Below are 14,818 nucleotides of genomic sequence, written 5' to 3'. Positions count from 1 at the left end.
CCGCATGCGGGGCAGCATGGGGATCGCGGGCGCCACATTCGGTCACGCGTGCGCTGGGGTCGCGCACCCGTTACATGTTGTGGTCATGCGGGTCCTTGCGGACGTCGCCGACGTAGAGGATGACCGTTTCCTTGCCGAGGTTCTTCCACCAGTGCGAGGTTCCGGATACCTCCGGGCGGATCTCGCCGGCCTTGTGCACGATCGGATCGACGCAGTTGGAGGCGTGCTCGACGATCTCGCCTTGCTGCACGAAGATCAGGGCAGGGCGATCGTCATGGCTGTGCCAGGGCACGATGCCGCCGGGCTCGATGGTCAGCTTGCGGAAGCGCAGCTCGCGACCTTCGATATGCGCCGGCTGCTTGCCGAGGTCGATGGCGCCGAGCGTGACGTCGGTGACGCCGACCGGCTTGTAGTCGACCATCTGCTGCGCGTTCGGCTTGATCTTGTCGGCCGGGCATTCGCCGGCGAAGACGGGCTGTGCCGAGAGCGTCAAAGCGCCGGCGACCGCAAGTCCCAGCCAGCTTGCGCGGGAAAGTTCGATAGTGTTGAACATCGGGAAGTCTCCTCTGTTGGCCGCGACCTCGAATGCCGTCGGCTATGATCTCAGTTTCCTCGAGATCATGTGTTCGTTGAAATGCCGTGTATCTCTCGAAACCATAGCGAGCCGCTATGTGCGTCCGAGCATGTGCTTGATGTCGGCGGAGAAGGTCGGATAGGCATAGACGTTCTCGTGGATCTGGCTCGCTGTGATGCCAAACTTGATCGCAAGCCCGAAGATATTGATGAGCTCCTGGCCGGCGTGGCCGACAAGGTGCGCGCCGATCACACGGTCGGTGGCGCGATCGACGATCACTTTCGACCAGGCGACGGTCTCGGCATAGGACCGCGCCGAGAACCAGTCGCACATGTCGTTGACGTGGACCTCGATGGCGGATCCGCTCTGCCGAGCCGCCGCCTCGGTCAGACCGACGGCAGCAAGCGCCGGGACGGTGTAGACCGCCGTAGCCATGCCCGTGTAGTCGGGCGCATGTCGTGGTCCGTCGACGATGTTGCGGCCCACGATGTCGCCTTCATAGGTCGCAACAGGCGAAAGTTGCGGAGCCATCGGGACGGCATCGCCGCAGACATGAACCCGAGGATTTGAGGTCGAACGCAAGTGGCAGTCGATGGAGATTCGTCCGTCGGCATGTTCGACCTGACCGGCCGCGAGGTCCAGCGAGTCGGTATTGGCAACCCGGCCGGCACCGTTGACGACACGATCGGCCTCGGCCGCCCGCTCGACCCCGTCTTGGGCAAAGACCACCCTGAACCCGTCGCCGGCCCGCTCGATCCTCTGCACGCTGACGCCGGTCCGGATATTGATGCCGATGCGTTCGCTCTCCACCGCCAGTTGGGCAACCGCATCGGTGTCCATTACCGGCAGGAGCTGAGTCAGCCCCTCGAGAATCGTCACTGCTGCGCCGGCGCGCGCGTAGATGTGAGCGAATTCCAGGGAGATTACGCCGCCGCCGATAAAGATAACCGAAGCCGGCAAGTCGCGATCACTCAATATCGCGTCCGAGGTGACCATGTACTGGGCGCCGGCGATCGGCAGCGGCCGCGGCTTCGAACCCGTCGCGACAACGACGTGTTTGGCCTCGAGCACGCGATCGCCGACGCGGATGGTGTTGGGTGCAACGAAGGCACCATACCCCTTGATCACTTCGACCTCGCGCCGCGCCATCGCGCGGGCGAGGTTGTCGGGGATATCCTTGATCATGTTCTTCTCGCGGTCGATCAGCGCCGCCCAGTCGAGCCTGGGCTTGCCGACCGCGATATGATGAGCGGCAGCACGCTCGATGTCGTGCAGCACCTGGCCGGCGGCGACGAGGACCTTCTTCGGCGTGCAGCCGCGATTCGGACAGGTGCCACCGAGATCGAGCGGCTCGATCATCGCGACCGAGAGGCCGGCGCGCCGGACGGGGCCGGTCACGCCGATGCCTGCATTTCCGCCGCCGAGGATGACGACATCGAATGTTTGGCGCACCATGGACCCTCGCTATTTGACGGTGATGGTGGCCGTGATGGACTTGACGACCATGGTTGCCATCTTGAACTGCGCCTCGCGATTTCGGATGTTGTGCCGCCTTGCGATCCAGTCGAAATCCGTCCACACGGCCCAGACGTCGCCATTGTCGTCCTGGGTCAACAGCAGGCGGACCGGCCAGTCGAGGCCGGCGTTGGGGTTGGCGGTGATGAACTGGGTGCCGAGCGGCGGATTGCCGAAGACCAGCAGGGTGGAGGGGCGAAGCTTGATTCCGGCATCGGAAGCAAGCTTGGACTGATCGACTTCGAAGAAGAATTTGATGCCCTTTGCGGCAATGTCTGCCTTGATGCGACTGATCGCCTCCGACAAGGGGATGGCGCTTTTGACGCGGACAATGCCGTCATCGCTATCGGCTCGCGCAACCGCTGTTGCGGCCGATAGCAGCAGGAACAGCAGCAGAAGCGAGGTGGCGAAATTGGCAAGACGCGATGCGATGTGACGGCTCATGGCGGTCCTCCTGTGAGTAGCAGCTTGGATAGCAGCCAGGATGGACGCGGCGCTCCGCGGAGTGAAATGCGAAACGCCTCTGAACGCGATAGCCCCGCGCTATGGCGGCCCGATACGCGCTTGCTATCGAACCGATTGGAGATCGGCATTTCCGCCTTGGCGGCTTCCGCCGTTTGATGGCAGGGCGCCCGATTGGCGGGCGTTTACGTCAATCCGGAGGAACATCCCGTGACGAAACTGTCCAAGACTCTCATTGCCACCGCCGCCTTCGCGGTTATCGCCACATCTGCCTTCTCGGAAGCCGCCTGGGATTTCAAGGTCGGCATGGCCTACATCTATGGTGGGCCCGGCAAGATGTCGGCGATGGCCATGGCCTCGACCGAGAAGAACCATGAGTCCATGATGAAGAACGCCAAGAAGGTGCCTGAGCACACCGTCTTCTTCATGGACAATGGGTCGCTGTACTACACGCCGGGTCGGCTCGATCCGACCGGCAATTTCTACGTGAACTAGGTCGATCCCCGCGTAGCGGCCGCCCCTTGCGGGCGGCCGGACCAGGAAACTAGTATTGGAACCGAAAGCCGGAGCGCAAAATGACTGCCCTTTCGACAACCGATGCCGAACGGCTCAAGGTCGCCTTCCAACGCTGTCGGGACATGGAGGGCACGCTGAACGAGCAACTCCGCGCCTATGCAGATGCGGGGCGTGAAATCTTTCCGGCGTATGGCGAAGCCGTCGACCGCCTCGTCACAAGGCTAGGCCAGAACGGCGGCGGCGATAACGCGCCGCGACCAGGCGAGGCAATGCCGCCTTTCATGCTGCCTGACGAGACCGGACGGCTGGTCTCGCTGCCGTCGCTACTGACGAACGGCCCGGTCGCGGTGATGTTCTTCCGCGGCCATTGGTGTCCCTATTGCCGGCTCAATGTCCGCGCCGTGATCCAGGCGCAGGATCGCATCGCGGCAATGGGCGCGCAGATCGTGGCGATCATGCCGGAAACGCAGGAGTTCACCGGCCTATTCAAGGCTGATTCGAGTGCGCCGTTCCCGGTGCTTACCGATCTCGATAACGGCTATGCGTTGTCTCTCAACCTGGCGATCTGGCTCGGGACGGAGATCCAGCAGCTGCTGTCCTACCAGGACATGGCGAGATTTCACGGCAACGATGGGTGGATGTTGCCGATCCCCGCCGTATTCGTGGTCGGCCGCAATGGTCTCGTGAAAGCCCGCTTCGTCGATCCTGATTTCCGCAAGCGCATGGAGATCGACGATCTGCTCGAGGCGCTCGAAAGCGCGAGCCGTGAACACTGAGCTTCGTGCGAGGTGAGCTCTGTTCCTTCCCGTAGGGGGACAGCAGCCCGCAACACTATCCCGCAATCGGTCGCCAGTCCGCGCCGCGCAGCATGCGCATCACGGCGTTGGCGACCGCCGTGCGCTGGCGGCCCGCGACGCCATAGAGATTGACGGTGCGCCGCGCGTCCAGCCCTGAGACGGCGGTGCGCTTCAGGCTGTCCGGGACCGGTGAGGTGTGCGGCAGCATGGCGACGCCGATATCGGCCTCGATCAGTTCGATCAGATCGCGTTCGCTCGAAATTTCGTGGCCGCGATCGAAGTCGATGCCGTGTTCGCGAAGGCTCGCCCCGATACGCTTGGCGTGCTCGCAATAGTTGCGGACGAGCAATTGCTCGGCGCGGAGGTCATCCAATTCGATGCTGCTGCACTCGGCGAGCCGATTCTCTTTGCTGACGACGAGCTCGAAAGGTTCGGTGAACAGCGGCCAGACGTCGAGACGATCCCAGGCTTCGTCGATCTCGGCGGCGATGCCGAGTTCGGCTTCGCCTTTTTTCAGGAATTCGCCGACCTCGCGGCTCGAGCCGCGCAGGAAACGGAGTTCGAGCCGGTTGAACTGTCGCTTGATTTCGTTGAGGTGCGGAATGAGCAGCGCCAGATCAATCGAATGCGTCAGGGCGACCCTCAGGGCGCCGATCTCGCCGCTTCGAAACGAGGAGGCGAGCGAACGCGCGCCAGCGGCGGCATCATAGCATTGCTTCAGCAGCGGATGCATGCGCTGGCCAAGCTCGGTCAATTGCGCCGCGGGGCGTTCGCGGCGAAACAGATCGCCGCCGAGCTCGGCCTCGAGCTGCTTGATCGCACGCGTCAGCGAAGGCTGCGTCACGTTGCAGTCCTCGGCAGCACGCGTGAAGTTCAAGAGTTGCGCCACCGCGAGGAAATAGCGGACCTGGTGCATTTCCATGGATCGGCTCCTGGCAAGATCGACCGGAACCTAGCCGATCAGCCAGGCGAATGACATCCCGACCGTGATAGCGCGCGGGCATGGTTTCGGAAGCCAACGGGCATTTCCTTAAAGATGGGTCATCCCCCAGAGTTGGCGAAAGCCAGGGTCCGCGCGGCGCGGGCCTCATTGGAGGGATTTGCACCATGAATATTCCGGTCAAACCACAAATCTCGGTATCCTCACGCGCGCTCGCCGGCAAGATTGCGCTGGTGACCGGTTCGACCAGCGGTATCGGGCTCGGCATCGCCCGAGCGCTTGCCGCGGCCGGCGCCGACATCGTGCTGAACGGCCTTGGCGCCGCTGACGAGATCGGCAGGACGCGCGAACAGATCGCGGCCGATTTCGGCGTCAACGTCAGCTTCTCGCCGGCGGACATGACGAGGCCGAAATCCATCGCGGAGATGATTGCGGCCACGATAGCTCAATGCGGCCGGCTCGACATCCTCGTCAACAATGCCGGAATCCAGCATGTGGCGCCCCTCGATCAATTTCCGGTCGAGAAGTGGGACCAGATCCTGGCGATCAACCTGTCGTCGGCCTTTCACACCACCCGAGCTGCGCTACCGGCCATGCGTCAGAACGGCTTTGGCAGGATCATCAACATTTCCTCGAGCCATGGCCTGGTCGGATCGCCCTTCAAGGCCGCCTATGTCGCCGCCAAGCACGGCATCCTCGGCCTGACCAAGGTGACGGCGCTGGAGACCGCGGAAGAGGGCATCACCTGCAACGCGATCTGCCCCGGCTACGTCTACACCCCGCTGGTCGAGGCGCAGATCGATGGCCAGGCGAAAGCACACGGCATCTCGCGTGACCAGGTGATCCGCGACGTGCTGCTGGCGCAACAGCCCAACAAGCGTTTCTCGACGGTCGAGGAGCTCGGTGCGCTCAGCGTATTTCTGTCGACCGACGCGGCGGCCACGATCACCGGGATTGCGTTGCCCGTGGACGGAGGCTGGACCGCGCATTGAAGGCGAGTGCGTAACAAAACATCGCGAGGAACGAACATGGCAAGGATACGGGCTCTCAGGGAGCAGGATATGAACGGCGTAAAGCGCGATAGCAGCGTGTCGAAGGATCTGCCCGGTCAGGTGGTGCTGGTGCTTCAGGGCGGCGGTGCGCTCGGGTCCTATCAGGCAGGGGTGTACCAGGCGCTGCACGAGGCCGGCATCGAGCCGGACTGGATCATCGGCACCTCGATCGGCGCCATCAATGCCTGCCTCATTGCGGGCAACGCGCCCGACCAGCGGCTGGAGCACCTGAAGGAGTTCTGGAAACGGATGGAGCAGAATCCGGTCTGGAATCTGCGCACCGCGTTTCCCGGCTTCAACGAAAAGCTCGCCTATTGGTCGACCGTGACCCACGGCATTCCCGGCTTCTTCCGTCCCAATCCATTGGCGCATGCGGGCGATTCCTATCCGCTCGGAGCCGATCACGCCGGCTTCTATTCGACGGCGCCGCTGGAGCGGACGCTGCTCGAGCTCGTCGATTTCGGCCGGATCAATCGCTGCGCGCCACGGTTGACGGTCGGCGCCGCTCACGTCCGCAGCAGCCAGATGCGCTATTTCGACAGCCGCGACGGCGAGCTGACGGTGAAGCATGTCATGGCGTCAGGCGCGCTGCCGCCGGCGTTTCCGGCCGTGCGCATCGATGGCGAGCTCTATTGGGACGGCGGCATCCTGTCCAACACGCCGACGGAAGCGGTCTTCGACGACAATCCGCGCAAGAATTCGCTGATCTTCGCTGTGCATTTGTGGAATCCCGTCGGCGCTGAGCCGACCACGATGGCGGAAGTGCTGAACCGGCACAAGGATGTGCAATATTCCAGCCGGATCGCGAGCCAGATCACGCGCCAGCAGCAAACCCATCGCCTGCGCCACGTCATTAGCCAGCTCGCCGCGCGACTGCCCGAGGGCGAGCGCAGCGATCCGGCCGTGAGGGAGTTGACCAGCTACGGCTGCCCGACCAGGATGCATGTCGTGCGCCTGCTTGCGCCGCAGCTCGACCGCGAGAGCCACACCAAGGATATCGACTTCAGTCCGTCCGGCATCATGCGGCGCTGGGATGCCGGCTATTCGCACACCAAGTCCGTGCTGGAGCGAAGGCCGTGGGTTGGCGAGTTCGATCCGCTCGCGGGCGTGGTGCTGCACGAACATATGGACGTCATGCCGATTGCGGCGGAGTAAGGGCTTCGTCCGTCATTGCTTCTCGCAGTGACGATTTCACGGGAAGGCAGTCCGGGTTATTGTCGCCCGCTGTCTTCGTCGCGAGGCCTTGCAATTGGTCGCTGAGAGAGATCTGGAATCTGCCCTCGATCAGGTTCGTGCTGATATGGCAGGACCCGTTGCCGGCGTGTTCGGTCCTGACACGGTGACCTGGCAGATCGACCGCGAGGCCGTGATCTTTCTCGGTGCCGGCCGGGCGCTGCTCCTTCAACTCGCGCATCCCTGGGTCGCCGCCGCCATCGCCGAGCATTCGAAAACCTTTGCTGATCCGATCGGACGATTTCACCGCACCTTCGACATCGTCTTTGCCATGGTGTTCGGCTCGCTTGACCGCGCGCTGTTGTCGTCGCGGCAATTGCACCGGCGCCACGGCATGATCGTCGGCGAGATGCCGCAGACCGTCGGTCCGTTCGCGGCAGGCTCGCGCTACTGTGCCAACGATATCCCGTCGCTGCGATGGGTTCATGCCACGCTGGTCGAGACCGCGCTGATGGCGCACGACCTGGTCTTGCCACCGCTCTCGATAGACGAGCGCGAACGCTACTGGACCGAGAGCCGGACATTCGGCGCCCTGTTCGGGCTGACGACGAACAATCTGCCGGCAGACTGGTCCGGCTTCGCCGCCTACACCGCGGCAATGACGGAGTCGGACACGCTGACCGTCAGCCCGGCCGCGCGCGAGATTGCGAGGCAGATTTTTAGCGGTGCCCGTCCCTGGTTGCGGCCGCCGCGGTGGTATCGCGCACTCACGGCGAGCCTGCTGCCGGAACGCCTGCGTGTGGGGTTTGGGTTCGAGCTTGATGAGCGCGACAAGAGGGCCGCCGACAACGCGCTCCGATGGATACGGCGCGTTTATGCCAAATTGCCCGATCGGTTGCGCCATGTCGGTCCCTACCAGGAAGCGCAAGCGCGGCTGCGCGGCGAGCCGCAGCCGGACTGGATGACACGGTGCCTCAACAGGGTCTGGATCGGCCGGCCGCAGATGGATCAGCGCCGCTAAGAAGCACCTCTCGCGTGTCCCGGACAAGCCGCAGCGCGTGAGCGTTGCGGCGCAGAGCCGGGATCCAGGGCCACGAACTCTGTGCAACATGGGCCCCGGCTCTGCAGCGCACCGTCGAAGAGACGCTGCGCTGTGTCCGGGGCACGAGGGAGTGCGCGCTCAAACCGCCGCCAGCTTCCGGTACAACGCGTTGTAGCTGCCGGCCGGGATGCTCCAGGAGAACGACCGTCCCATCGCACTGCGACGCATGGTGTCGAGCTGGTCCTGCGCCACGAAGGCGGAGAACGCGCGGCGGACGCCGCCGAGGAAGGATTCGTGCGAAGGTTTTGAGAACAGGAAGCCGGTTTCGCCGTCGGTGATGGTCTCGGCGAGACCGCCGGTCTGGTGGCCGATCGGCAGCGAGCCGAAGCGCTGGGCGTACATCTGGCTGAGCCCGCAGGGCTCGAAGCGTGACGGCATCAATGTGAAGTCGCTACCGGCGAAGATGCGGCGCGCCTGGGCCTCGTTGAAGCCGATCACGACCCCGATCGCGTCAGGCCGCCGGCGATGCGCGTCGATCAGCGCCTGCTCGAGCGCCGGCTCGCCGGAACCGGTGACCACAATCTGCCCACCGGCATCGACGATCTCGTCGGCCGCCGCCAGCACGAGGTCGATGCCCTTCTGGTGCACCAGCCGGGCGACGATGCCGAACATCGGACCGCGCGACACCGCAAGTCCGAACTGCTTGCGCACATAGTCCGCGTTGGCTTTCTTGCCGACCCAGTCGCCGGCGCCGAACTGTTGGGCAAGCTGAGCGCAGGAACGGGGATCCCAGCTTTCGTCGATGCCGTTGAGAATGCCGGTGAGCTCGGCCGCGTCGGAGCGGACTCGAAGCAGGCCTTCGAGACCGCAGCCGAATTCATCCGTGGTGATCTCCCGCGCGTAGGTGCCACTGACCGTGGTGAGATGCGAGGCGTAGACTAGCCCGGCCTTGAGGAAGGAGAGCTGGTCGTAGAACTCGACGCCGTCGATGTGGAAGGAGCTCTCCGGTGCGCCGATCCGCCGCAGCGAGTCCTTCGGGAAGAGGCCCTGGTAGGCGAGGTTGTGAATGGTCAGGATCGACGGCAGCTTGGAGCCGCGCCAGGCGAGGTAGGCCGGCACGAGCGAAGCCTGCCAGTCATTGGCATGGATCAGGTCTGCTGCCCAATCCTTGTCCAGCGTGCCCATCGCGAGCTCAGCGGCGGCCGAGGCAAAGCGCGCAAAACGGATGTCGTTGTCGGGCCAGTCGCGCCCGGACTCGTCGCCATAGGGGTTGCCGGGCCGGTCGTAGAGTTGCGAACACAACAGCACATAGACCGGCAGGCCGTCCTTGGTCGCGGCGCGGCCGAGCGAGCAGGCCGGCATCTCCGCGAACGCCGGACAGCGGCCAACGACCTGAATATGCGTGAGTTGTTCGATGATGTCGCGATAGCCGGGCAACATGACCCGGATGTCGGCGAAAGGACGGAGGGCTCGGGGGAGTGCAGCGGAAACGGCTCCAAGTCCGCCGACGCGGACAAAGTCGTCCATTTCTGTCGTAACGAACAAGACCCTCAAGAACTGCTGCCCTCTGCCGGAGCCCGATTGCTGCTATGCAAGAACGGGTCCAGTTGCCCTGGAATTCCAAGCCCGCCCGCGAGACGTGTCTGTTCGGTAAAGACTTTCCTACTCAGCCGCCGCCCTCTAGGGTCGGCGCACCAACGACAGAGAACTTCGATAAGTTCCTAAGTGACTCAAGGACGCAAGCAGGCATGCAGCTATCAGATAAGCATGAGGGGACCACGACAAAGGCCTTCGCCGGTCTCAGGGTCCTGGATTTTTCGACCACCATCGCCGGTCCCCATTGTGCGCGGATGCTCGCCGACATGGGCGCCGAGGTCATCAAGATCGAGACCGACGGCGGCGAGACGATGCGGACCCGGCCGCCGCTGCGCAAGGGCTGCAGCACCGTTTTCGGCCAGCTCAACGTCGGCAAGAAGAGCGTCGTGCTCGACCTCAAGTCCGAGGACGGCAAGGAGGCGGTCCGCCGGCTGGCCGCGACGGCCGACATCCTGGTCGAGAACTTCCGCCCTGGCGTGATGCACCGGCTGCGGCTCGACTATGACAGAATGCGCGCCGTCAACCCGAAGCTGATCTACTGCTCGATCTCCGGCTACGGCCAGAGCGGCCCGTCGGCCGAGCTGCCGGCCTATGCGCCGGTGATCCATGCAGCCTCCGGCTACGACATGGCGCATCTCGCCTACCAGCCCGGCCGCAGCCGCCCGGATTATTGCGGCATCTACCATGCCGACGTCGTCACCGGCACCTACGGGTTTGGCGCGATCGCGTCGGCGCTCTACCAGCGCACCCTGACTGGGCTCGGCCAGCACATCGACGTTTCCATGCTGGAATCGATGCTGACGCTGACGTTGATCGAGTTGCAGAACTCGCAGTTCACCGTGAAGCCGCCGCCGCGCCCGATGTTTGGGCCGACCGAGACGGCGAGCGGTTACGTCATGATCACGGTTGCCAGCGAGAAGACGTTTCAGGGACTGATGGGCGTGATCGGCCGTCCCGAATGGATCTCCGATCCGCGCTTCTCCACCTATGCCGCGCGTCGCGACCATTGGGCCGACTTGATGGACGGTGTCGAGGCGTGGTCGCGGCAGCTCTCGACCGATGTCTGTCTTGTCGCGCTAGGTACGGCCGGCGTGCCGGCCTCGGCCTACCGCACTGTGTCCGAAGCACTGGCCGATCCGCAGCTCGCGCACCGTGAGGCCCTCTCGTCTGTCGAGGATGAAGGCGGCTCGTTCCAGGTCCTCAATCTGCCGTTCCGGATGACCGGTGCCGATACGACACCGGGCAAGACGATGGCCGTGCTTGGCGAGCACACGGACGGACTGCGCGCGGAGATCGGGCTCACCGACGATGCGCCAATTCCGTCTGGCAAAACAGCCGTGCAAGGCTGAGGGCAAGTCTGACGGCAAGTCTCACGGATACCACGCTGCGGCAAGCAATGCGGCCGTGCGCGTGGCCGGCTTGCCATCATCCGTCAGCCTAAACTAGACAGGTCCGAGTTTGTCTCGTCCTGCCGCCCATGCCATGGTGGCGGCGACAAGAAAAGTATCCGGGAGGACGCCGATGAAAAGTTTCAAGGTCGCCGATTTCAAGGCGCCGCTGCAGGAGTTCGACGAGGCAACGCCGCAGCCGTCCGGCACGCAGGTGCTGATCAAGGTGAAGGCCGCCGGCGTCTGCCATAGCGACCTCCACATCTGGGAAGGCGGCTACGATCTCGGCCACGGCCGCAAGCCGCTCTCGCTGAAGGACCGCGGCATCAATTTGCCGCTGACAATGGGGCACGAGACGGTCGGCGAGGTCCTCGCCTTCGGCCCGGACGTGACGTCGTCGGACCAGGGCGACGTGAAGATCGGCGATGTCGGGCTGGTCTATCCCTGGATCGGTTGCGGCAAATGCCCGACCTGTCTCGCCGGTGATGAGAACATGTGCCTGACGCCGCGCTCGCTCGGCGTCTATTGCGACGGTGGTTATTCCGACCACATGCTGGTGCCGCATCCGCGGTATTTGCTCAATCTCAAAGGCCTCGATCCCGCGTCGGCTGCACCCTACGCCTGCTCGGGCGTCACGACCTACAGCGCGCTGAAGAAGCTCGAGCAACACTTCGACACGCCGATCGTGATGTTCGGTGCCGGCGGACTTGGCCTGATGGCGCTGTCGCTGCTCAAGGCGATGGGCGGCAAGGGCGCGATCATGGTCGACATCGACGCGAAGAAGCGCGAAGCCGCGGAGCAAGCGGGCGCGCTCGCGACCATCGATCCCAAGGCGTCGGACGCGCTGGAGCAGCTTGCCAAGAAAGCCGGTGGTCCCATCCGCGCGGTGCTCGATCTCGTCGGCAACGCCGCCACCACGCAACTCGGCTTCGACTGCCTGACCAAGGGCGGCAAGCTCGTCATCGTCGGCCTGTTCGGCGGCGGTGCGACCTGGGCTCTGCCGCTGATTCCGATCAAGGCGGTGACGATCCAGGGCAGCTATGTCGGCAATTTGCGCGAGACGCAGGAGCTGCTCGACCTGGTGCGAGCGAAGAACATAGCGCCGATCCCCGTGACGCGGCAGCCGCTCGCGAAGGCCAACGACGCGCTGGTGCAGTTGCAGCAGGGCGCGGTGGTTGGTCGCACGGTGCTGACGCCGTAACAAGCGCTCCACCCTCCGTCATTGCGAGCGTAGCGAAGCAATCCAGAAATCCCTCCGCGGACGCAGTCTGGATTGCTTCGTCGCAAGAGCTCCTCGCAATGACGAGGCCACACCTTTCGTCATTTAGGAACTCCCATGTCCGCAAATAACGCCTTCCACATTGCCGTGCTCGCCGGTGACGGTATCGGTCCCGAAGTCATGGCGCCGGCCATCGAAGTCCTGCGCAAGATCGAGACCAAATCCGGCTTGAGCTTCCGCTTCACCGAGGCGCCGGCGGGCGCCAACCATTATCTCGCCACCGGCAAGTCGATGCCTGATACCACCGTCAAGCTGTGCGAGGAGGCGGACGCGATCCTGCTCGGCGCCTGCGGTCTGCCGTCGGTGCGCTACCCTGACAATACCGAGATCGCGCCGCAGATCGAGCTGCGCTTCATCTTCGATCTCTATGCCGGTGTGCGCCCGGCGCGGCTCATTCCGGGCGTGCCGAGCCCGATCGTCGGCGCCGACCAGCGCGGCATCGATCTGGTCGTGATCAGGGAGTCCACCGAAGGCCTGTTCGCCTCGATGGGCAAGGGCATCGTCACCCATGAGGAGGCGCGCGAGACCATGGTGATCACGCGCAAGACGTCCGAGCGCCTGTTCGAGTTCTCGTTTCGCCTCGCCGAGCGGCGCAAGGCGCGCGGCAAGCCCGGTGCGCTGGCCTGCGTCGACAAGGCGAACGTGTTCAAGGCCTTTGCGTTCTTCCGCGGTATCTTCGACGAGATCGCCAAGCGTCATCCGGAGGTGAATACCGACCGGCTCTATGTCGATGCCTGCTCGGCGATGCTGGTGAAGCGTCCCTGGGATTTCGACGTGATGGTGATGGAGAACATGTTCGGCGACATCGTCTCCGACATCACCGCGAGCCTGATCGGCGGCCTCGGCATGGCGCCGTCGGCGGACATCGGCGACAAGTATGCCGTGTTCCAGCCGTGCCACGGCACCGCGCCCGACATCATGGGGCAGGGCAAAGCCAATCCCACCGGGATGATCCTGTCGGCGGCGATGATGCTGGACTGGCTTGCCGACAAGCACGGCGTCGAGGGCGCGGCCGAGGCCGGCGAGACCATCGAGCGTGCGGTGGACAAGGTCTATGCCGGCGGCCTCAAGCCGATGGAATTCGGTGGCAGCAATGGCACGGCCGACATCACGAAGGCGGTGCTCGCGGCGCTGTAGTCAAGCAAGAGGGGGCCTCGCGGCCCCTCGCAGTTCACCAGCGACGCCAGTGGTGGCGGTGGCCCCAGCCCCACGGACGTGGGCCGTAGAAGCGTCGCGGGCCGCCGTAAAAGCCGTAGGCGCCATAATAGTTCGGACGCCAGAAGCAGCGACCCCAGGGGTTGCAGACCCAGCGCACCTGATCGACGTTGGCTGCCGGGCCGCTCGCGATACGGTCGGCCTGCGGAATGCCGTTCGGCATCGCTGCGAGTGCCTGTCCTGACATGAGCGCTGCGCCGCCCAGGGCAGCCAGACCAACAACAGCAAATTTCAGTTTCATCGCAATCTCCCTCTTTTGATGGCGAGAGAACTTCCAGCAAATCAGCTGGTTGCTATGGTGTTGCAGGGGCGTGGGAATTTAATCTTCCTGAATGCATGTTCACGTTGGCTGCCGTCATCGCGAAGAGCCAGGCGACGAAGCAGGCAGAGGCACTCTGGATTGTTTTCATTTTGCTCGCTGACGACGGAATCACCGTCCCTGGAACTGCGGCTTGCGCTTTTCCATGAAAGCCTGCCGGCCCTCGCGAAAATCCACGCTGTCCATGCAGGCGTTGCCGATCGCCTTGATCGCGTCCATGTCGCGCGCGCTTTCGTCCTTCAGCACTTGCGCGATGGTGAGCTTGGCGGCCTTGATCGCGAGCGGCGCATTTTGCGAGATCGTCTCGGCGGTCCCCATGGTCTCGCCCCAGAGCTGATCCTCGGGAACCACGCGCTCGACCAACCCGATGCGCAGCGCTTCGGTGGAATCGATGCGCATGCCCGTGTACATCAGGAGCCGGGCCCAGGACGGTCCGACCAGCGACACCAGGTGCTTTAATCCATCATATCCGTAGGCGATGCCGAGCTTCGCCGCGGGAATGCCGAACTGGCTGCCATGGGAGGCGATGCGGATGTCGGCGAGCATCGCCACCTGCATGCCGCCGCCGAGGCAAAAGCCCTGGATACAGGCAATGGTCGGCTTGGGATAATCGGCAAGCAGCGCGCGCTGGGCGGCGCTGCGTTTGCCATATTCCTCGGAAGCGGCCGCGTTGTGGCGCGTCTTCTCGAACTGGCTGATGTCGGCGCCGGACACGAAGGCCTTGCCGCCGGCGCCGCGCAGGATCACCACGCGCACGGCAGCGTCATCGCGTAAGGCTGTCAGCGCCTCGCCAAATCCCTCCCACATCTCCAGCGACATCGCGTTGCGCTTGTCGGGATTGTTGAATGTGATAACGCCGACGCCACCGGCTGTGTGCTTGAGGATCTTGCCGTCGGCGTAGGGAATTTCGGTCGTGCTGGACATGTCGGACATCGCGCTCGCTTTCGTTG

At 64.0% G+C, this 14,818-nt stretch carries 15 protein-coding genes; 8 read left to right on the top strand and 7 right to left on the bottom strand.

Annotated elements, in window-relative coordinates:
* Positions 1–70 precede the first annotated feature (70 nt).
* From AC0L3C_RS15000 to AC0L3C_RS14990, 3 genes are all read right to left on the bottom strand, one after another.
* Complete coding sequence (locus tag AC0L3C_RS15000; protein WP_473263480.1) at positions 71–553, bottom strand: cupin domain-containing protein; 483 nt, start codon at positions 551–553, stop codon at positions 71–73.
* 114 nt (positions 554–667) lie between these two features.
* Positions 668–2,029: a dihydrolipoyl dehydrogenase family protein gene (locus tag AC0L3C_RS14995; RefSeq protein WP_473408346.1), complete on the bottom strand. Its 1,362-nt coding sequence runs from the start codon at positions 2,027–2,029 to the stop codon at positions 668–670.
* 9 nt (positions 2,030–2,038) lie between these two features.
* The gene (locus tag AC0L3C_RS14990) at positions 2,039–2,533 is read right to left on the bottom strand and encodes a DUF302 domain-containing protein (RefSeq protein WP_473408345.1); all 495 of its coding nucleotides are present in this window, start codon (positions 2,531–2,533) and stop codon (positions 2,039–2,041) included.
* 228 nt (positions 2,534–2,761) lie between these two features.
* On the opposite strand from AC0L3C_RS14990, the gene AC0L3C_RS14985 reads away from it, so the two are divergent.
* Positions 2,762–3,046, top strand: coding sequence for a hypothetical protein (locus AC0L3C_RS14985; protein WP_473408344.1), 285 nt, complete (start codon positions 2,762–2,764; stop codon positions 3,044–3,046).
* 80 nt (positions 3,047–3,126) lie between these two features.
* A complete protein-coding gene (locus AC0L3C_RS14980; protein WP_473408343.1) occupies positions 3,127–3,843 on the top strand; it encodes a peroxiredoxin-like family protein in 717 nt (238 codons plus the stop codon).
* Positions 3,844–3,898: 55 nt separating this feature from the next.
* Here AC0L3C_RS14980 and AC0L3C_RS14975 read toward each other — a convergent pair whose 3' ends face one another.
* Positions 3,899–4,786: a LysR family transcriptional regulator gene (locus tag AC0L3C_RS14975; protein ID WP_063993255.1), complete on the bottom strand. Its 888-nt coding sequence runs from the start codon at positions 4,784–4,786 to the stop codon at positions 3,899–3,901.
* 185 nt (positions 4,787–4,971) lie between these two features.
* On the opposite strand from AC0L3C_RS14975, the gene AC0L3C_RS14970 reads away from it, so the two are divergent.
* The 3 genes from AC0L3C_RS14970 (at position 4,972) to AC0L3C_RS14960 (ending at position 8,050) form a co-directional block, all read left to right on the top strand.
* Positions 4,972–5,796: a 3-hydroxybutyrate dehydrogenase gene (locus AC0L3C_RS14970; protein ID WP_473408342.1), complete on the top strand. Its 825-nt coding sequence runs from the start codon at positions 4,972–4,974 to the stop codon at positions 5,794–5,796.
* A 69-nt stretch (positions 5,797–5,865) separates the two neighbouring features.
* On the top strand, positions 5,866–7,011 hold the full coding sequence (locus AC0L3C_RS14965) for a patatin-like phospholipase family protein (RefSeq protein ID WP_473263487.1): 1,146 nt from the start codon (positions 5,866–5,868) through the stop codon (positions 7,009–7,011).
* Positions 7,012–7,105: 94 nt separating this feature from the next.
* Positions 7,106–8,050: an oxygenase MpaB family protein gene (locus AC0L3C_RS14960; protein ID WP_473408341.1), complete on the top strand. Its 945-nt coding sequence runs from the start codon at positions 7,106–7,108 to the stop codon at positions 8,048–8,050.
* A 159-nt stretch (positions 8,051–8,209) separates the two neighbouring features.
* Here AC0L3C_RS14960 and glgA read toward each other — a convergent pair whose 3' ends face one another.
* Positions 8,210–9,625 carry a glycogen synthase GlgA gene (gene glgA, locus AC0L3C_RS14955; RefSeq protein WP_473408340.1) on the bottom strand — a complete coding sequence of 472 codons (1,416 nt, stop codon included), beginning with the start codon at positions 9,623–9,625 and terminating at the stop codon, positions 8,210–8,212.
* 194 nt (positions 9,626–9,819) lie between these two features.
* Here glgA and AC0L3C_RS14950 point away from each other — a divergent pair, with 194 nt between their 5' ends.
* The 3 genes from AC0L3C_RS14950 (at position 9,820) to AC0L3C_RS14940 (ending at position 13,471) form a co-directional block, all read left to right on the top strand.
* Positions 9,820–11,016 carry a CaiB/BaiF CoA transferase family protein gene (locus AC0L3C_RS14950; protein WP_473263491.1) on the top strand — a complete coding sequence of 399 codons (1,197 nt, stop codon included), beginning with the start codon at positions 9,820–9,822 and terminating at the stop codon, positions 11,014–11,016.
* A gap of 172 nt (positions 11,017–11,188) precedes the next feature.
* Entirely contained in the window at positions 11,189–12,256 is a 1,068-nt protein-coding gene (locus AC0L3C_RS14945; RefSeq protein ID WP_473408339.1) for an alcohol dehydrogenase, read from the top strand.
* A 135-nt stretch (positions 12,257–12,391) separates the two neighbouring features.
* A complete protein-coding gene (locus AC0L3C_RS14940) occupies positions 12,392–13,471 on the top strand; it encodes an isocitrate/isopropylmalate dehydrogenase family protein (RefSeq protein WP_473408338.1) in 1,080 nt (359 codons plus the stop codon).
* Between the two features lie 34 nt (positions 13,472–13,505).
* Here AC0L3C_RS14940 and AC0L3C_RS14935 read toward each other — a convergent pair whose 3' ends face one another.
* On the bottom strand, positions 13,506–13,790 hold the full coding sequence (locus tag AC0L3C_RS14935; protein ID WP_027516669.1) for a hypothetical protein: 285 nt from the start codon (positions 13,788–13,790) through the stop codon (positions 13,506–13,508).
* A gap of 189 nt (positions 13,791–13,979) precedes the next feature.
* Complete coding sequence (locus AC0L3C_RS14930) at positions 13,980–14,801, bottom strand: enoyl-CoA hydratase (protein ID WP_473408336.1); 822 nt, start codon at positions 14,799–14,801, stop codon at positions 13,980–13,982.
* Positions 14,802–14,818: the final 17 nt, after the last annotated feature.

Source organism: Bradyrhizobium sp. WSM4872, from assembly GCF_055811715.1.
The sequence above is the reverse complement of the archived record's forward strand: the minus strand, read 5'-3'. Positions and strand labels throughout refer to the sequence as shown.